Origin of the sequence: Pseudorhodoplanes sp. (genome assembly GCF_046289595.1) — a bacterium.
Classification (GTDB): Bacteria; Pseudomonadota; Alphaproteobacteria; order Rhizobiales; family Xanthobacteraceae; genus Pseudorhodoplanes.
Genome location: NZ_JBKBVB010000102.1, coordinates 1 through 16,310, shown reverse-complemented (window position 1 = coordinate 16,310; position 16,310 = coordinate 1). Strand labels below are relative to the sequence as shown.

At 64.7% G+C, this 16,310-nt stretch carries 18 protein-coding genes and 1 tRNA gene; 12 read left to right on the top strand and 7 right to left on the bottom strand.

Translation table 11 applies throughout. The features are described 5' to 3' along the window. From ACK41X_RS18030 to ACK41X_RS18020, 3 genes are all read right to left on the bottom strand, one after another. The coding region (locus ACK41X_RS18030; RefSeq protein WP_409726163.1) for a transglutaminase N-terminal domain-containing protein at nucleotides 1-452 on the bottom strand (452 nt) is incomplete at its 3' end. 66 nt (nucleotides 453-518) lie between these two features. After that, nucleotides 519-1,460, bottom strand: coding sequence for an alpha-E domain-containing protein (locus ACK41X_RS18025; RefSeq protein WP_409726161.1), 942 nt, complete (start codon nucleotides 1,458-1,460; stop codon nucleotides 519-521). Continuing rightward, nucleotides 1,460-2,878, bottom strand: coding sequence for a circularly permuted type 2 ATP-grasp protein (locus ACK41X_RS18020; RefSeq protein ID WP_409726159.1), 1,419 nt, complete (start codon nucleotides 2,876-2,878; stop codon nucleotides 1,460-1,462). Before ACK41X_RS18020 ends, ACK41X_RS18025 begins: the two co-directional genes overlap by 1 nt. A gap of 195 nt (nucleotides 2,879-3,073) precedes the next feature. Between ACK41X_RS18020 and ACK41X_RS18015 the strand changes: the two genes are divergently transcribed. From ACK41X_RS18015 to ACK41X_RS17985, 7 genes are all read left to right on the top strand, one after another. Beyond that, nucleotides 3,074-3,835, top strand: a complete 762-nt coding sequence (locus ACK41X_RS18015; protein WP_409726157.1) for a competence/damage-inducible protein A — start codon at nucleotides 3,074-3,076, stop codon at nucleotides 3,833-3,835. 69 nt (nucleotides 3,836-3,904) lie between these two features. Further along, entirely contained in the window at nucleotides 3,905-4,504 is a 600-nt protein-coding gene (locus ACK41X_RS18010) for a histidine phosphatase family protein (protein ID WP_409726155.1), read from the top strand. Between the two features lies 1 nt (nucleotide 4,505). Continuing rightward, complete coding sequence (locus ACK41X_RS18005) at nucleotides 4,506-5,087, top strand: intradiol ring-cleavage dioxygenase (RefSeq protein WP_409726153.1); 582 nt, start codon at nucleotides 4,506-4,508, stop codon at nucleotides 5,085-5,087. A gap of 120 nt (nucleotides 5,088-5,207) precedes the next feature. Next, nucleotides 5,208-5,729, top strand: coding sequence for a xanthine phosphoribosyltransferase (gene gpt / locus ACK41X_RS18000; protein ID WP_409726151.1), 522 nt, complete (start codon nucleotides 5,208-5,210; stop codon nucleotides 5,727-5,729). Between the two features lie 57 nt (nucleotides 5,730-5,786). Continuing rightward, a tRNA-Leu gene (locus ACK41X_RS17995) sits at nucleotides 5,787-5,872 on the top strand. Nucleotides 5,873-5,977: 105 nt separating this feature from the next. Next, nucleotides 5,978-6,349: a hypothetical protein gene (locus tag ACK41X_RS17990; protein ID WP_409726149.1), complete on the top strand. Its 372-nt coding sequence runs from the start codon at nucleotides 5,978-5,980 to the stop codon at nucleotides 6,347-6,349. 135 nt (nucleotides 6,350-6,484) lie between these two features. Next, nucleotides 6,485-6,646: a Thivi_2564 family membrane protein gene (locus ACK41X_RS17985; protein WP_409726147.1), complete on the top strand. Its 162-nt coding sequence runs from the start codon at nucleotides 6,485-6,487 to the stop codon at nucleotides 6,644-6,646. Between the two features lie 19 nt (nucleotides 6,647-6,665). On the opposite strand, the gene ACK41X_RS17980 is transcribed toward ACK41X_RS17985, so the two are convergent. Further along, nucleotides 6,666-9,068, bottom strand: a complete 2,403-nt coding sequence (locus ACK41X_RS17980) for a heavy metal translocating P-type ATPase (protein WP_409726145.1) — start codon at nucleotides 9,066-9,068, stop codon at nucleotides 6,666-6,668. A 45-nt stretch (nucleotides 9,069-9,113) separates the two neighbouring features. Here ACK41X_RS17980 and ACK41X_RS17975 point away from each other — a divergent pair, with 45 nt between their 5' ends. Continuing rightward, entirely contained in the window at nucleotides 9,114-9,389 is a 276-nt protein-coding gene (locus tag ACK41X_RS17975) for a metal-sensitive transcriptional regulator (RefSeq protein ID WP_409726143.1), read from the top strand. Nucleotides 9,390-9,727: 338 nt separating this feature from the next. Here ACK41X_RS17975 and ACK41X_RS17970 read toward each other — a convergent pair whose 3' ends face one another. The 3 genes from ACK41X_RS17970 to ACK41X_RS17960 are packed head-to-tail and all read right to left on the bottom strand — an operon-like array spanning nucleotide 9,728 to nucleotide 12,240. After that, entirely contained in the window at nucleotides 9,728-10,747 is a 1,020-nt protein-coding gene (locus ACK41X_RS17970; protein ID WP_409726141.1) for a methionine synthase, read from the bottom strand. 37 nt (nucleotides 10,748-10,784) lie between these two features. After that, nucleotides 10,785-11,972: an FAD-dependent monooxygenase gene (locus ACK41X_RS17965; protein ID WP_409726139.1), complete on the bottom strand. Its 1,188-nt coding sequence runs from the start codon at nucleotides 11,970-11,972 to the stop codon at nucleotides 10,785-10,787. Between the two features lie 19 nt (nucleotides 11,973-11,991). Further along, complete coding sequence (locus ACK41X_RS17960) at nucleotides 11,992-12,240, bottom strand: zinc-finger domain-containing protein (protein WP_409726137.1); 249 nt, start codon at nucleotides 12,238-12,240, stop codon at nucleotides 11,992-11,994. A 211-nt stretch (nucleotides 12,241-12,451) separates the two neighbouring features. On the opposite strand from ACK41X_RS17960, the gene ACK41X_RS17955 reads away from it, so the two are divergent. The 4 genes from ACK41X_RS17955 to cysE all read left to right on the top strand — a co-directional run bounded on the left by ACK41X_RS17955 (nucleotide 12,452) and on the right by cysE (nucleotide 16,309). Continuing rightward, entirely contained in the window at nucleotides 12,452-13,615 is a 1,164-nt protein-coding gene (locus ACK41X_RS17955) for a hypothetical protein (RefSeq protein WP_409726135.1), read from the top strand. 42 nt (nucleotides 13,616-13,657) lie between these two features. Further along, nucleotides 13,658-14,410 carry an alpha/beta fold hydrolase gene (locus ACK41X_RS17950; RefSeq protein WP_409726133.1) on the top strand — a complete coding sequence of 251 codons (753 nt, stop codon included), beginning with the start codon at nucleotides 13,658-13,660 and terminating at the stop codon, nucleotides 14,408-14,410. An 8-nt stretch (nucleotides 14,411-14,418) separates the two neighbouring features. Continuing rightward, nucleotides 14,419-15,315, top strand: coding sequence for an alpha/beta fold hydrolase (locus ACK41X_RS17945; protein ID WP_409726131.1), 897 nt, complete (start codon nucleotides 14,419-14,421; stop codon nucleotides 15,313-15,315). A gap of 172 nt (nucleotides 15,316-15,487) precedes the next feature. Next, the gene (gene cysE / locus ACK41X_RS17940) at nucleotides 15,488-16,309 is read left to right on the top strand and encodes a serine O-acetyltransferase (protein ID WP_409726129.1); all 822 of its coding nucleotides are present in this window, start codon (nucleotides 15,488-15,490) and stop codon (nucleotides 16,307-16,309) included. Nucleotide 16,310 lies beyond the last annotated feature (1 nt).

Here is a 16,310-nt window from a genome sequence, read left to right as displayed (position 1 = left end):
GTCGGATCGGTGTCGAACGCGATGGTTTGCGGGAGCGTGTCAAGCAGCGCGTGCAAAATCGGCAGCGGCTCCGGCGCAACGCCGGCTGCGATATCCCGGGCGAAGGTCTGCAGTTCATCGCTTGGCTGCGTCAGCGGCGTCTCTCGCAGGAACAGCGAGGGGGGAAAGGGCTCAACTGTGCCCTTGACGACGCCGTTGGTATCCTCGATTTCCGCCTCGCCCTCCACATGAACCACGAGCTGACTGAGCGGCCCCTCCGCGGTCAGCGTGTGCGTGATATTGCCGAAGGCGTCGACGTGGTGGCTCAAGGGACAATCGGCGGAAACGTCGATCCGCCACCCGATCAGATACTGGCTTTGGGTGTTGCGCGGGGTCAGGCGCAATGTCTGAATCACCCCGGTCACCGGCCAGGAATAGTGATAGGTCGTATCGTGCCAAATCCGCAGACGCATGGGCGAGCGGGATGCTGAGGGTTGTGCGGCGCAAAGGCAAGGGCTCCGTCCGGATCGGACGAAAAATTACGCCAGATATTGCTGGGTGATGGTGGCGCCGATACGGTTATTGTCGGCGATGAACTCCTGAATGAATTCGTGCAGGCCGCTCTGGAAGATGTCCTCCATTTTCGCATTTTGCAGCCGGGTCCGCACGCCCCGTGCGAGCCGTTGCGCCGGACCTTGCCGGCCATGGGAGATTGCGATGGCGTCGAGATAGCGGACCAGGTTCTCGTAACAACTCGACAGCGACCGGGGCATTTCGTCCCGCAGGATCAACAGATCGGCCACCAGCCAGGGTTTTACATTGTCCCGATAGACCCAGTGATAGGCGGTCAGCGCCGAAACCGAGCGCAGGATCGCCGCCCACTGGAAATAATCGAGCGGCCCGCCGACATGCTCATGGACGGGAAGCAGCATATGATACTTGACGTCGAGAATCCGTGCGGTGTTGTCGGCGCGTTCCTGATAGAGCCCAAGCCGCGAAAACCAATAGGCGTCGTTGCGCAGCATGGTCCGGTAGGCGGAGCCGTCGAAGCGCAGCGAGCATTCCTGCACCCAGCGCAGGAAGCGTGACAATTCCTCGCGTGAAGTCGGGCCGTTGCCGTAGCGCTTGAGTTCCAGCCATGTGCCGTTGATTGCGTCCCACATTTCCATGGTAAGCGCAGTGCGCACGGCGCGTGCGTTGGTGCGCGCGACCTCGAAACAGGACCGGATCGAGGAGGGGTTGGCGGTGGAGAAGGCAAGGAAATCGGTGACGTTTTCTTCGTTGGCCTCGCTGTAAATTTCGAAGAAAGCGTGTGCACAGCCTGCGGTCGCGACCGCCGATTCCCATTCGTTGCTCTCGCCGACATAACCGATCGGCAGTGAGGTCAGCCGCTGCGTCGCTTCGAGGATGCGCGCAAGATACTCGGCGCGCTCGACATAGCGCGACAGCCAGTAGAGATTGTCTGCGGTTCTCGAAAGCATCAGCCGTCCAGCACCCAGGTGTCCTTCGTGCCGCCGCCCTGGCTGGAATTGACCACGAGCGAACCGGCCTTCATCGCCACCCGCGTCAGCCCGCCCGGCACAATGCGAATTTTGTCGCGTCCGGTGAGGACGAACGGACGCAGATCGACATGGCGCGGCGCCACCCCCGAATCCACGCAGGTCGGGCATGTCGAGAGCGCCAGCGTCGGCTGCGCGATGAAATTCTTGGGATGGGTCTTCAGCTTGGCGCGGAATGCGTCGATGCTCGCTTTGTCGGCTGCCGGGCCGATCAGCATTCCATAGCCGCCCGAACCGTGCACCTCCTTGACCACCAGTTGTTCGATATTGTCGAGCACGTATGACAGGTGCTCGTCCTCGCGGCAGCGCCAAGTCGGAACATTCTTCAGGATCGGTTCCTCACTAAGAAAGAATTGCACGATGTCGGGCATGTAACTGTAGACAGCCTTGTCATCCGCGACACCGGTGCCGACCGCGTTGGCAAGCGTGACGTTGCCCGCCTGATAGGCTGCCATCAGACCGGGTACGCCAAGTGCGGAATCGGGACGGAAGGCCAGGGGATCGAGAAAGTCGTCGTCGATCCGCCGGTAGATCACATCGACGCGCTTCGGCCCCTGGGTCGTGCGCATGTAGACGACTTCGCCCTTCACGAACAGATCGCGGCCTTCGACGAGTTCGACCCCGAGCTTGTCGGCCAAGAAGGAGTGTTCGTAATAGGCTGAATTGTAGATGCCGGGAGTCATCAGCACGACGGTCGGTTCCGCAGCGGCGCCGGTTGGCGCGACCGATCTCAGCGTCTCCAGCAATTCGTCCGGGTAATTGTCGACCGGGGCCACCCGATGGCGCGAGAACAATTCGGGAAACAGCCGCAGCATGATCTCGCGGTTTTCCAGCATGTAGGAGACGCCAGAGGGGGTGCGGGCATTGTCTTCCAGCACGTAGAAGGTGTCCGCGTCCACCCGAACGATGTCGATCCCGGCGATATGGACGTAGATGTCGTGCGGCACTTTCTGGCCGTTCATTTCCGGCCGGAATACCGGATTCTGGAAAACGAGGTCTTCGGGAACCACGCCGGCGCGCAGGATTTCGCGTCGGCCGTAGATGTCCTTGATATAGGCGTTGATGGCCTTGACCCGCTGTTCGAGGCCGCGCTTGAGCTTCCGCCATTCCTCGCCAGAGAGGATGCGGGGAATCACGTCGAAGGGGATCAGTCGCTCGGTCGCGTCGGCCTCGCCATACACCGCAAAGGTGATGCCGATCCGGCGAAACAGGACTTCAGCCTCCCGCCGTCTGAAATCGAGCACATCCGGGCGGATTTCCGAAAGCCAGGCCGACAACTGGGCGTAAGCGGGCCTGATCTGGCCGTTAACCCCATTCATTTCGTCGAACGCGACCGGCATGTCCCCCAAAGGCCCTCCCAGCCTTCTACAATTTGCAAGCTTCGCGCCAGTTCCGACGGAAGGGAAGGGGGTATAGGATCGTATGCCTGCCCATGGATTGAGCGTGGCGGCGGCAGGACTGATGCGTTTTCGGTCAATGCCTTGAGCCGGCCGGGGGCCCACGGTACCAAAGCCGTCAGGGAGGATCGAAAGCCGATGAACGATGCGGGTAGCGACACGCCGGTGACGGCAGCCATTCTGGTGATCGGCGACGAGATCCTGTCGGGCCGGACCAAGGACAAGAATATCGGCTATATCGCCGAGTATCTGACTGCAATCGGGGTCGACCTGCGCGAAGTGCGCGTTGTGGCCGATGTGGAAGACGACATCGTCGCCGCCCTCAATGCACTGCGCCACCGCTATTCATACGTGTTCACGACCGGCGGGATCGGCCCGACCCACGACGACATCACGGCCGATTGCGTGGCAAAGGCGTTTGGCGTTCCGATCGATTACGATCCGCGCGCGGTCGCGCTCCTGAAGCAGCGGTTTCAGGGACCGGACCTCAACGAGGCGCGCATGCGCATGACCCGCATCCCGCACGGCGCCGATCTGGTCACCAACAAGGTGTCGCTCGCGCCGGGTTTCTGGATCGGCAACGTCATCGTGATGGCCGGCGTGCCCTCGATCATGCAGGCGATGCTGGACGAAGTCGGGCCAAAGCTGAAAACCGGCAAGCGGATGCTGTCGGAATCCGTGCGTGCCGACGCGCGTGAGGGCGACATCGGTACCGAGCTCGGCGAGCTTGCCAAGGCGCATCCGGATGCAAGTTTCGGCAGCTATCCCTTCTTCGACGACAAGTCCGGACCGAACACCAATGTCGTCATCCGATCGCGCGATCCGCAAGCGCTGGCGGCGGCGACCGCAGCCGTGCACGACATGCTGCGGAGGGTGAAAGCCAAGCTGAAGGCGTCCTGAAGTTCCATACGGCCTTGTGATTCCCGTCCGCGGCGGTCGCAGGCTAAGTCTTTCGGCATGAGGCTTTGTTTGCTGCGATTGTGGGCGGTTCTGGCGCTTCTGGCTGTTTTTCCGACGGTGGCGTCCGCGGATGTCTGGGCGGTGCTGAATCAGCCGGGCGTCATCGCGTTGATCCGGCACGCCGATGCCCCCGGCGTCGGCGATCCCAAAGGCTGGCGGCTCGACGATTGCAGCACGCAGCGAAACTTGAGCGAACGCGGACGGCGCGAGGCGCGGGCCCTTGGCGAGGCGTTTCGTGCGAACGGGATCGTGGCGGCGAAGGTCATTGCCTCGCAATGGTGCCGAGCGGTCGATACCGCAACCCTGATGCAGATCGGGCCGGTGGAGCAATCTGCGTCATTCAACAATGCGTATGTCCTGTTCGACAAACGTGCCGAATTGACGCATGCAGCGCGCGGCGTTCTGGCGGCCTGGAGCGGCGAGGGGCTCCTTGTGGTGGTAAGCCATGGCGACAATATCGCGCTTCTCACCGGCGTCATGCCCGCCCAAGGCGAGATCGTCGCGGTGCGGCGCGTGGCGAGCGATCCCGGTCGGTTGACCGTGATCGGCCGGATCAAAAGTGCGGGTGCCAGGGTGAATTCCGGGGCCACGGTCGCGGCGGGAGGATGAGATGACGCAGCAGACCTATCCGCGCCGTCACATCATCGGGATCGGCGCGGGCGCGCTTGCCGTGCTGGCCTTGCCGCAGCTTGCGCGCGGGCAGCAATTGCCGCTGACGCCGCAATGCGATGCCGATGCGAAGGCGACCCCGCCGCAGACCGAGGGCCCGTTCTTCAAGCCGCGTTCGCCCTTGCGGTCCGATCTGCGCGCCGAACTGAAGGGAAGCCCCGTGCTCCTGACCGGCTTCGTCCTGACGCGGGACTGCCGCCCGATCGCCAATGCGCTGGTCGACCTTTGGCATGCGGACGCCGACGGCGATTACGACAATCGCGGCTTCCGCGGCCGCGGGCACCAATTCACCGATGCGCAGGGGCGCTACCGCTTCCTTACCGTCAAGCCGGCCCGCTACACGGGGCGCACCGCGCACTACCATGTCAAGGTGCAGGCGGCGAACGGGCCGGTGCTCACCACGCAGCTGTATTTTCCAGGCGAGCCCGCCAACCGCCGCGATGGGCTTTACCGCCCGGACCTGGAGATGCGCTTCAGCGGCGCCGCCGATGCACGCTTTGACTTCGTCCTCAGCCGGGGCTGAGGGCGTTTTCAGGCCGGGCTGGACCTCTGAAATCCCCGATTTTTCTGTGGATCGGGCGCGACCGGCGTTGGCAGCACCGGCCCGGCGGGGCATGGCCAATGCATTGCCGGGAGACCGCAGATGATGATGGCCGAAGCCAACCCCGCCGCACCGAAACATTTTCCGGTGTCCTGGGACCAGTTTCACCGCGATGCCCGCGCGCTCGCCTGGCGGCTGGCCGCAGCAGGTCCGTTCAGCGCGATCATCTGCGTGACCCGCGGTGGCCTGGTGCCTGCAGCGATCGTGGCGCGCGAACTCAATGTACGGATGATCGAGACGGTTTGCGTCGAGAGCTATTCCGGCTCCGGCGTCGGCCGGCAGGGCGACTTGCGGGTGTTGAAGGGTATCTCCGATGCCGTCACCGCCGGCACCCATGGCGGCGGGCAGGGCGTGCTGATCGTCGACGATCTGGTCGATACCGGCAAGACCGCGCGCGTGGTGCGCGATCTCGTGCCGAAGGCGCATTTCGCAACCGTCTATGCCAAGCCCATGGGGAGGCCGCTGGTCGACACCTTCATCACCGAAGTGTCGCAGGACACCTGGATCTTCTTTCCCTGGGACACCGGCCTCGCCTTTCAGCCTCCGATCCGCGAAGGCGGGTGAGGCGCTTGCAGCGCAGCATCCGCTGCGCCATGGTGCGCGGCGTTTCGGGCGCGGCAAGCGGACGTGGCGGAATGGTAGACGCAACGGACTTAAAATCCGTTGAGGGTAACCTCGTGAGGGTTCGAGTCCCTCCGTCCGCACCAGTCCCCGTCGGTGTCGACGACGTCGGCGCCAAGCCCGTTCGTGCCAATGCCTGTCCGCAAGATGGCATCCGGCTTTTGCCACGATTGACCGCTAGCGCTGCCGCCATGTCCGCCTCCGGTGAAACACCTCCGCGCATCTGCCATCTCGGTCTTGCCGCGATCGTCGGCTGCACCGTGATGCTGACCGGCTGCGCCGGTCACGACTTCGAGGCGACCGCGAGCCGGCCCGGCAAGTTTCAGTATTACAGCTGCGACCAGCTCGACAGACGCGGCGTCGAGCTTCTCAAGCGCGAGCGGGAGCTGACCGCGCTGATTGACAAGGCGCGGCAGGGACCGGGCGGCGAAATCGCGATCGCGCTTGCGTATCGGAATGAATATAACACCGTGAAAGGTGACTTGATCGCGATCGAGCAGACGGGCACCCAACGCAACTGCACGCTGAAATTTCGTACCGTCAGCGAGCAGGCGGTGCGCTGAGCGGATGCCCGCGGGATCTAAGCCGATATAAGGATGGAACTTTCTTCGTCCGCGGCGATTGTCGCGGTCGGATCAGGCGCGTTGTGATTTTGTGATTCTGCCTGATCCCACATCGCACAATCCGAAGGAGCGGCCATGAGCCTGTTGATCGGCGTTCTGATCACATTTCTGGTAGTCATTCTTGTGTTGTATCTTGTCAACATGCTGCCGATCGACGGCCGCGCCAAGCAGATCGTCCGCATTATCGTCATCATCATCGGCGTGCTGTCGCTGCTTCGCTATCTCGCCGTGTTCTGACACAACGACTCGCAATCCATCACAGCCTGACACGGCGCAGCCGCAGCGCATTGCCAACCACGCTCACCGACGACAGCGCCATCGCGGCTGCCGCCACCACCGGCGACAGCAGAATGCCGAACACCGGATAGAGCACCCCGGCCGCGACCGGTACGCCGGCTGCATTGTAGACGAAGGCAAAAAACAGGTTCTGCCGGATGTTGCGCATCGCCGCTTCGGAGAGGCGGCGGGCGCGCACGATTCCGGTCAGGTCGCCCCTGAGCAGGGTGATGCCGGCGCTTTCCATTGCGACATCGGTGCCGGTGCCCATGGCGATGCCGACATCGGCCGCAGCCAGCGCGGGCGCGTCGTTGACGCCGTCGCCGGCCATCGCCACCACGCGGCCCTGCGCGCGCAGCTTCTCGACGACAGCAGCCTTGCCGTCCGGCAAGATCTCGGCCTCGACATCGGCGATGCCGAGCGACTTTGCGACGGCCTGCGCGGTGGTGCGGTTGTCGCCGGTCAGCATGACGACGCGGATGTTGTCGGCGCGCAGCGCGTCGAGCGCGGCACGCGTCTCCGACTTGATCGGGTCGGAGATGGCCAGCATGCCGGCGGTTTTTCCGTCGATGGCGACGAAGACCACGGTTGCGCCGTTCCCGCGCAGCCGTTCGGCCTCCGCCGTAAGGCTTTCGGCGTCGACACCAAGCTCCGCCAGATAGGCCGCGTGTCCGATCGCCACGCGCGTTCCGTCGACATGGCCGATGGCGCCCTTGCCGGTGGGGGAATCGAAGTCCTGCACCTTGGTCAACGCCATCCCGCGCTGCTTCGCGGCGGATACGATCGCGAGCGCCAGCGGATGCTCACTGGCGGCTTCGACGCTTGCGGCAAGACGCAACATTTCGCCTTCGGCGAAGCCGGGTGCTGCGACCATGCCCGTCAGCGCCGGCCGGCCCTCGGTCAGGGTGCCGGTCTTGTCGATCACCAGGGTATCGACCTTTTCCATCCGCTCCAGCGCCTGCGCATCCTTGATCAGAACGCCAGCCTGCGCGCCGCGTCCGACGCCGACCATGATCGACATCGGCGTTGCAAGTCCGAGTGCGCAGGGGCAGGCGATGATCAGCACAGAGACCGCGGCAACAAGACCGAAGGCGAGGCGCGGCTCCGGCCCGAAGATCGACCACGCCGCGAAGGCCGCAAGCGCGACAGCGATCACTGCAGGAACGAACCATCCGGATACGCGATCTGCCAGGCGCTGGATCGGCGCGCGCGAGCGCTGCGCCTGTGCCACCATCTGCACGATCTGCGCAAGCAGGGTGTCGCGCCCGATCCGCTCCGCCCGCATCACGAAGGCACCGCTGCGGTTGATGGTGCCGGCGATGACGTTGGCGCCGGCTTCCTTGGTGACCGGCATCGACTCCCCGGTCACCATCGATTCGTCGAGGGTCGACCGACCTTCGATGACGACGCCGTCGACCGGCACCTTCTCGCCCGGACGCACCCGCAACCGGTCGCCGACCGCGATCTCCTCCACGGGAATATCGTGCTCGCTGCCGTCTTCGTCGACGCGGCGCGCGGTCTTCGGCGCCAGGTCGAGCAGCGCCTTGATGGCGCCCGACGTCGCCTCGCGCGCGCGCAATTCCAGCACCTGGCCGAGCAGCACCAGCACGGTGATGACGGCGGCCGCTTCGAAATACACTGCCACCGATCCGTCATGACCGCGGAACGCATCCGGAAACAACGAGGGCGCAAAGGTCGCGACCACGCTATAGAGCCACGCCACCCCGGTGCCCATCGCGATCAGTGTGAACATGTTGAGATTGCGGGTGAGAAGTGACTGCCAGCCGCGCTCAAAAAACGGCCAGCCCGCCCAGAGGACGACCGGCGTGGCCAGCGCAAACTGGACCAGGTTCGACCACGGCTGCGGCACAAGGCCGTGCCCGCCGACCAGATGCGAGCCCATTTCCAGCACGAAGACCGGCAGCGCGAGGACGAGACCGATCCAGAACCGCCGGCTCATGTCGGCGAGTTCCGGGTTGGGACCGCTGTCAGCCGTGACAAGGTCGGGCTCGAGCGCCATGCCGCAGATCGGGCAGGAGCCCGGACCGATCTGCCGGATTTCGGGATGCATCGGACACGTATAGACCGTGCCTTCCGGCACCGGCTCGGCTTCGCGCGCGCCCGGCGACAGATACTTGTCCGGATCGGCCATGAATTTGGTGCGGCAGCCGGCCGAGCAGAAATAATAGGTGCGGCCCTCATGATCGTGACGGTGCTTCGCATTGTGCGGATCGACGCTCATGCCGCAGACCGGATCGAGCGCCATGTGATTTTCCTTGTCACTTCCATTGCCGCCGGATGGCTTGTGCTCCTGCGCGTGCGGCGTGGTTTTGCCGTGGCAGCATCCGCCGGAATGCTGATGGTCGTGTCCGTCCTGCGCCATGATTCCGCTCTTGTAACCCGTACCCCGTAGGGGTATATAAACGGCATGCACAAGGAAGCCAAGGCCCAGGTCACGAAAAGGCTGCAGCGGATCGAGGGACAGGTGCGCGGGCTTTCGCGCATGGTCGAGGAAGACCGCTATTGCATCGACATCGTGACCCAGATTTCCGCCGTGCGCGCCGCGCTCAGGCGGGTCGAGGAGGCGGTGCTGCGCGATCATGTCGCCCATTGCGTCGAGGGCGCGATCGCGTCCGGCAACCGCGCCGATCAACGCAAGAAGATTGCCGAATTGATGGACGTGCTGAGCCGGGCGGACCGGTGATCCGCACGCGGAAAAGTTATCCCCGCCGCCCGGCCGAGCCTTACATTGTGCCGGTGTCTGCGGCGCTTCATGAGGCGTTTGCAGATGGTGGAGCGCCGGGAGGCGCCGGGCCCCGCGTTATTGGGCTCGCGCACTCCGAAAGCGGTCCCTCCGGGTAACCGGAACGGGCCGTGAGTGCGCGGCGAGCCAGCGCCATGGCTCGCCAAGGGTGCTTGCGCCGAGCACCCTGGCGCCTCCCGGCGCTCCATCTCCCGTTTGGGAGAAGGGAATAAGGGAACCAAAGACGCACCCGCGTCTCAAAGAACAGGGACGGCGGAGCCTGCGCCGGTCCAGGTATTCTATCCGAAACGCTTGCGCGCCAGCTTGGCGCCGTCGCCGAGCGCCTTCAGCTTGGCTTCCGCTATCGTGCGGTTCATCGGCGCCATGCCGCAATTGGTGCAGGCGATAATGCGCTCTTTCGGGACATATTGCGTCGCAGCTTCAATCGTGGCCGCAACATCCTCCGGCGTCTCGACCGCGTCTGTCGCGACATCGATCGCGCCCACGAGCACGTCCTTGCCCTTGAGCAGAGACAACAGCGACAGCGGCACCCTGGAATTGCGGCACTCGACCGAGACCTGATCGATGCGGCTCGCGGCGAGCGCCGGGAAAATCGCCTCGTATTGCCGCCATTCCGCGCCCAGCGTGTTTTTCCAGTCGACATTGGCCTTGATGCCATAGCCGTAGCAGATATGCACCGCGGTCTTGCAGGAGAGGCCCGCGATGGCGCGATGCAGCGCCTCGATGCCCCAGTCCGTCACCTCGCGCATGAACACATTGAAGGCCGGTTCGTCGAACTGGATCACCTCGACGCCGCCGGCTTCGAGCGCGCGTGCTTCGGCATTGAGGCAATCGGCAAAGGCGAACGCCATCGCCACCCGGTCGCCGTAATGGCGGTCGGCGATGGTGTCGGCGATGGTCATCGGGCCGGGCAGGGTGAATTTCAGCTTCCGCGCCGTATGGGCGCGAGCCGTCTTCGCCTCCATCTCGTGCACGCGGCCCTTCAGCCGCAGCGGCGCGGTGACCACAGGCACCATCGCCTTGTAGCGATTGTTGCGGATGCCCATCTCGACCTTGTTGGCGAAATCGATGCCCTCGATCCGTTCGAGGAAGCCGTGCACGAAATGCTGGCGCGCCTGTTCTCCGTCGGTGACGATGTCGATGCCGCTGTCCTCCTGCAGCTTCACGGCAAGGATCGTGGCGTCACGCTTACCCTCGTCGAGTGCCTCGCCGGACAGACGCCACGCCGCCCATAGCTTTTCCGGTTCGGCGAGCCATGAGGGCTTCGGCAGACTGCCTGCAATCGTGGTTTCGAACATGGCGGCCCCCTTGCGGCCTCATGCGGGTCCCGCCGGATCAGTCCGGCCGCCAATCGTATAGCCAGTCGTAGCGGGCGCGAAGCCGCTCGCCGCCCATCATTCGCATTGCGAGATTGCGGGCGAGCGCCGCCGTGCCCGCCATGTGATAGGTGCGGCTGTTGGCGCGGGCCTCCCGCTGCACCTTGCGGGCGCGGGGCTGGCGGATCGCCTCGTAGCGGCGCATGCCGTCCGCAAGATCGGAGCCGGGCGCGGCGAGACAGCGGGCAAGTATCGCAGCGTCCTCGATCGCCATTGCTGCGCCTTGCGCCAGAAATGGCAGCATCGGGTGCGCGGCGTCGCCGATCAGCGTCACCGGCCCGCGTCCCGGAAAGCCGCCATCGCCCCGGTCGAACAGTGCCCATTTGAGCCAGGTCTCGGGAGTTTCGATCAGATCGCGTGCGGCTTTCGCCCAGCGCGCGAAATGGCGGAGCAATACCGCGCGTTCGCCAGGCGCCGACCATCCTTGCGCGTTCCAGCGGTCGCGCACGATCGCAACCACATTGATCTGCCGGCCGGCGCGGACGGGATATTGGACAAGATGCGCATGCGGTCCGAGCCAGAGCCGCATGACAGGCGTGCGCATGTCCTGCGGCACCGCTTCCGCGGGAATCAGCGTCCGCCACGCGGTGCGCTCGCGAAACTCCGGCTTCGATGCATCGCCGAGCCGGGCGCGCGTTGTGGACCACAAGCCGTCCGCCCCAATCAGCGCGGAGGCGCGATCCTCGGTGACGCCGCGGCTGTCGCGTAACTGCACCGTGATGCCGTTCGGATGGACCGCGAAATCGTCCAGCCGCGTGCCGAGCTTCAGGTCGATATCGGGCTCGTCGCCGACCGCTTCGAGGAGAGCCGCCTGCAGATCGGCGCGATGCAGCATCCAGTAGGGCGCGCCATAGCGGAATTCCATCGCCGCCCCGATCGGCATATGCACGATTTCGGCGCCCGAGCGCGCGCTCCGGACCGACAGTCCGGCGGGGATGACCGCGGTCTCGGCGAGCCGTTCGGCAAGACCCAGCGATTGCAAGATGCGGGTCGCATTCGGCGAAAGCTGGAGCCCCGCGCCGGCTTCGGTCAGTTGCTCCGCCTGTTCAGCGACGACGGCGCGAAACCCGCGCCGCGCCAGCATGAGCGCCGCGGACAGTCCGCCAATGCCGGCGCCCGCGATCAGGATCGTCCGCGAGGACGCCACGGCGCGCGAACCTTATGGTTTACGCAGCTTCGGGGGCCGTCCAAAGACAATCGGCCGGACGCGATTCCTGCGGACCGAGTTGCGAATTGTAACGATAGAGCGTCGAGCAATACTCGCAAATGATCTCGTTGTCGTCGCCCATGTCGCAGAAGATATGCGGATGGTCGAAGGGCGGCCGCGCTCCGATGCACATGAATTCCTTGGAGCCGACTTCGATGACCGGCACCCCGGCCTCATTGTGGAAATGCGGAACGGCGTGATCGGCCATGGCGGCTTCAGTCCTTGATTCTGCGCGGGATTCGAGCGTGCTGCGCCCGCACAATAGCGGCGCGGGCGGCTTTCGCAATGCCGCCGTTAACCGACGGCGCGGGCACCGCGCAACCTTTGGCTTTGCGGCGCATTCTTTTCGCGGAGCCGCCTTGAAATGCCGCAAAGAGCTGCGACATGCTCTGCGAACCGCGTTTTTGGGACCATACCCCATGCCGACCCCTCAGCCCCTGGCCGGACCGATGCGCAGAGGCCTGCTGCGCATGCGGCTATTGATGATCGCGGCCGGCATCTGCGGCATTGCGGCGCTGATGCTGCTGCCGCGGGCGGTGGAATCGGCCTGGCTGCTGCTGGTTCAGGACGATCCGGTGCTGCTCGCCGATCGTCAGCTTGCCCGCAGCTTCGACAGTGCTGCGGCGGCGCGCGAAATCGAGGAGGCCCTGGCCGCCGACGATGCGGAACTGGCGCAGAGTTTCGTCGAGCTTTCGCGCGATCGCAATGTGCCGGTCGCGCCCGAACTGGTGGCGCGCGTGGATGCTGCGGTCAAGACGGCGTCGAGCGCGTCAAAGACCGCGGAGAAATTCGCCACCGGACTGATCTTTGGGGAGCCGGATGACATGGTCAGCCTTGCCGGCACCGCGCTCGGTGACCTGTTCGTATTCGGCGACGTGCGCGACGCCGTGCGCGAGGGCTCGCGGTTCGCCAAGGGACAGGAGGTTGACACGCTGATCCTCGGGCTGTCGGCCGTCGGTATCGCGGTGACCGCTGGGACCTATGCGTCTCTTGGTACGGCGGCGCCCGCGCGCGCGGGCCTCTCGCTCGTGAAGGCCGCACGCAAGACCGGCCGGATCTCGGCGCGCATGGCGGAATCGATCGGGCGGACATTGCGGTCGGTGGTCGACGGTCCGGCGCTCAAGCATGCGATCGACGGGGCGTCGAAGACCAATCCGGCCGCGACCGTGCGGGCGGTGCGCGGCGCCGTGAAGCTCGAAAAGGCCGACGATCTGTTCCGGCTGACGCGCAATGTCGGAGAGGTCCAGGCCAAGGCCGGGACGCGGGCGGCACTCGACGGGTTGAAATTGTCGGATTCGCCGCGCGAGATGACGCGAGTCGCAAAGCTCGCGCAGAAGGAGGGCGGACGGACCCGTGCGGTGCTGAAATTCCTCGGCCGCGGCGCCATCGCGCTGACCGCGCTGGCGTTCGACCTCTCGCTCTGGATCTTGTGGGCGGCGCTGACGCTGTTCGGCTTTGTCTCCTCGGCCAAGGGGGCGGCCGAGCGCGCGACCTGGCGAAGTCTGCAAAAGCGGAAGGTCCGCCGTGCGCAAATGGAACTCCAGCGCCAGCGCCGCTTGGCAATCGCCGCTCCGCAAGGGTAGGGTCCGGCCGCCTTCATCCGGGCGGCACCATCAACCGACACCATGCCAAGCTTCAGACACGGCGACGTCGAGATCGCCTATCTCGACCAAGGTGAGGGCGATCCCATCGTCCTCATTCACGGCTTTGCCTCGAACCGCGAGGTCAACTGGCTCTATCCCGGCTGGGTCGCGACGCTAACCGCAGCGGGGCGGCGCGTCATCGCACTCGACAATCGCGGCCACGGCCAGTCGACCAAGCTCTACGATCCGGCCGATTATCACACCGGCAAGATGGCGGAAGACGCACGCGCGTTGCTCGATCATCTCACGATTCAACGCGCCGATATTTTTGGCTATTCGATGGGCGCTCGGATCACCGCCTTTCTCGCCGCAGCGCATCCGGAACGCGTGCGCGCAATCATACTCGGCGGTCTTGGCTACAAACTGATCGATGGTGTAGGTCTGCCTGATTCAATCGCCACCGCGCTGGAAGCGCCTTCGCTTGCCGACGTGACCGATCCCATGGCACGCACCTTCCGTGCTTTCGCCGACCAGACCAAATCCGATCGGCTGGCGCTCGCGGCCTGCATCCGCGGATCGCGGCAGGTTATGACGGTGGACGAGGTCTCGCGTATTGCAGCGACGGCGCTGGTTGCGGTCGGCACCAAGGATGACGTGGCAGGTCCTGCGGGCAAGCTCGCGGCGGTGATGCGTCATGCGCGCGCCCTCGACATCGAGGGCCGCGACCATATGCTGGCGGTCGGCGACAAGAGCTTCAAGAGCGCGGTTTTGCAATTTCTCGACGAGCGAGCGTGAGTGGCGCGATGACCAAACACGTAATGCCCGCACAGTCTGTTTTCGCCGGTGCAAAAGGCAATCGCCTGGTCGGCGACGTATTCGGCACCGAAGGCCCGGCGGTGATGCTGCTGCATGGCGGCGGGCAGACCCGGCATGCCTGGCGGGCCACCGCGGCGCAGCTGGCGCGGCGGGGCTGGACCGCCTATGCCATCGATCAGCGCGGCCACGGCGATTCCGAGTGGGTGGCGGACGGCGCCTATTCGTTCGCCGATTTCGCCGGCGATGTGAAGGCGCTGGCGGCGCAATTGGCCCAGCGGCATGGCGAGGCTCCGGCCGCAATCGGCGCGTCAATGGGCGGTATTGCGTCCATGCTGGCCGAAGGCGAGGCCTTCCGCGACGAGGGTGCGCATGTGCTGTCGTCGCTGGTGCTCGTCGACATCACCCCGCGGGTCGATTTTGAAGGCGTGGACAAGGTGCAGGGCTTCATGCGCGCCCATGCCAAGGAGGGCTTCGCCACCATCGAGGAGGCGGCGGACGCGGTTGCGCAATATCTGCCGCACCGGCCGCGGCCGAAAAGCACCGAAGGCCTGAAGAAAAATCTGCGGCTCGGCGAGGACGGCCGCTGGCGCTGGCATTGGGATCCGCGCTTCATGGACGGGCGCAAGCGTTTCGACCCGGATCGAACCAAGCTCGAAAGCGCCATGCTGGATGCCGCGCGTCACATCAAGGTTCCAGCGCTGCTGGTCCGCGGCGGCTCCTCCGAACTGGTGCAGGAAGAGCATGCGCGGGAATTTCTGCAACTCGTCCCGCACGCGGAATATGTCGATGTCGGTGGCGCCCGTCATATGGTGGCGGGCGATGCCAACGATCATTTCGCTACCGCCGTGGTGGATTTCCTGAGCCGCATGCACCGGCAAGCGTAATCCCGGCCGGATCGACGAAACTTCAGCGTTACGAACAACATAGCGCTACGGCGTAGAAAATTATTCTCTAAACAAGCAAAAACCATCCCCCGACTTTGGCAATAATCCGGGGTGGCGGAGATCATTTTCAACGTCTATGTATTAGTTCCGAAATTCGGAAACGAGGCGTCAGATGCCGCATTATCAGGTCAAGCCGGCCAATACGGTCGGCAAGGTCGATCCGGTCTGGTCGAAAATCCGCGAGGAAGCCGACGCCATCGTGCGCGCGGAGCCGGCGCTCGCCACCTTCATTTATTCGACCATCTTGCTGCATGACACCCTTGAAGCTGCGGTGGTGCATCGGGCATCCGAGCGGCTCGACCATCAGGACGTTTCGGGTGAGATGATCCGGCAGGCCTATGCCGATGCGCTTGCCGACGAACCTTCGATCGGCGACGCGTTCCGCGCCGATATCGTGGCGACCATCGACCGCGATCCTGCGACCGAGCGGTTCATCGAGCCGGTTCTCTACTACAAGGGCTTTCACGCCATCGTCACGCATCGGCTGGCGCACTGGCTCTACCGCAAGGGCCGCCGCGACCTGGCGCTCTATCTTCAGAGCCGGTCCTCGGCGGTGTTTCAATGCGACATTCATCCCAATGCGCCGATCGGTCGCGGCATTTTCCTCGACCATGCCACCGGGCTCGTGGTTGGCGAAACCGCAGTGATCGAGGACGACGTGTCGATGCTGCATGGGGTGACGCTCGGCGGCACCGGCAAGGAGGATGGCGATCGGCATCCGAAGATTCGCCGCGGCGTGCTGATCGGCGCCGGCGCCAAGATTCTCGGCAATATCGAGGTCGGCCATTGCGCGCGCATTGCGGCAGGCTCGGTGGTGATCAAGCCCGTGCCGAACAACGTGACCGTGGCGGGCGTTCCCGCGCGCGTTGTCGGTACCGCAGGCTGCGCCGAGCCGTCGCGGCGGATGGATATGCTTTTCGACGTCGGCAATTAAG

Coding starts and splice junctions, on each gene's coding strand:
- ACK41X_RS17975 (WP_409726143.1), top strand. CDS start 9,114: ATGCACAAGGAAGCCAAGGCCCAGGTCACGAAAAGGCTGCAGCGGATC.
- ACK41X_RS18025 (WP_409726161.1), bottom strand. CDS start 1,460: ATGCTTTCGAGAACCGCAGACAATCTCTACTGGCTGTCGCGCTATGTC.
- ACK41X_RS17960 (WP_409726137.1), bottom strand. CDS start 12,240: ATGGCCGATCACGCCGTTCCGCATTTCCACAATGAGGCCGGGGTGCCG.
- cysE (WP_409726129.1), top strand. CDS start 15,488: ATGCCGCATTATCAGGTCAAGCCGGCCAATACGGTCGGCAAGGTCGAT.
- ACK41X_RS17970 (WP_409726141.1), bottom strand. CDS start 10,747: ATGTTCGAAACCACGATTGCAGGCAGTCTGCCGAAGCCCTCATGGCTC.
- ACK41X_RS17950 (WP_409726133.1), top strand. CDS start 13,658: ATGCCAAGCTTCAGACACGGCGACGTCGAGATCGCCTATCTCGACCAA.
- ACK41X_RS17955 (WP_409726135.1), top strand. CDS start 12,452: ATGCCGACCCCTCAGCCCCTGGCCGGACCGATGCGCAGAGGCCTGCTG.
- ACK41X_RS17990 (WP_409726149.1), top strand. CDS start 5,978: ATGTCCGCCTCCGGTGAAACACCTCCGCGCATCTGCCATCTCGGTCTT.
- ACK41X_RS18015 (WP_409726157.1), top strand. CDS start 3,074: ATGAACGATGCGGGTAGCGACACGCCGGTGACGGCAGCCATTCTGGTG.
- ACK41X_RS17985 (WP_409726147.1), top strand. CDS start 6,485: ATGAGCCTGTTGATCGGCGTTCTGATCACATTTCTGGTAGTCATTCTT.
- ACK41X_RS18020 (WP_409726159.1), bottom strand. CDS start 2,878: ATGCCGGTCGCGTTCGACGAAATGAATGGGGTTAACGGCCAGATCAGG.
- gpt (WP_409726151.1), top strand. CDS start 5,208: ATGATGATGGCCGAAGCCAACCCCGCCGCACCGAAACATTTTCCGGTG.
- ACK41X_RS17980 (WP_409726145.1), bottom strand. CDS start 9,068: ATGGCGCAGGACGGACACGACCATCAGCATTCCGGCGGATGCTGCCAC.
- ACK41X_RS17945 (WP_409726131.1), top strand. CDS start 14,419: ATGACCAAACACGTAATGCCCGCACAGTCTGTTTTCGCCGGTGCAAAA.
- ACK41X_RS18005 (WP_409726153.1), top strand. CDS start 4,506: ATGACGCAGCAGACCTATCCGCGCCGTCACATCATCGGGATCGGCGCG.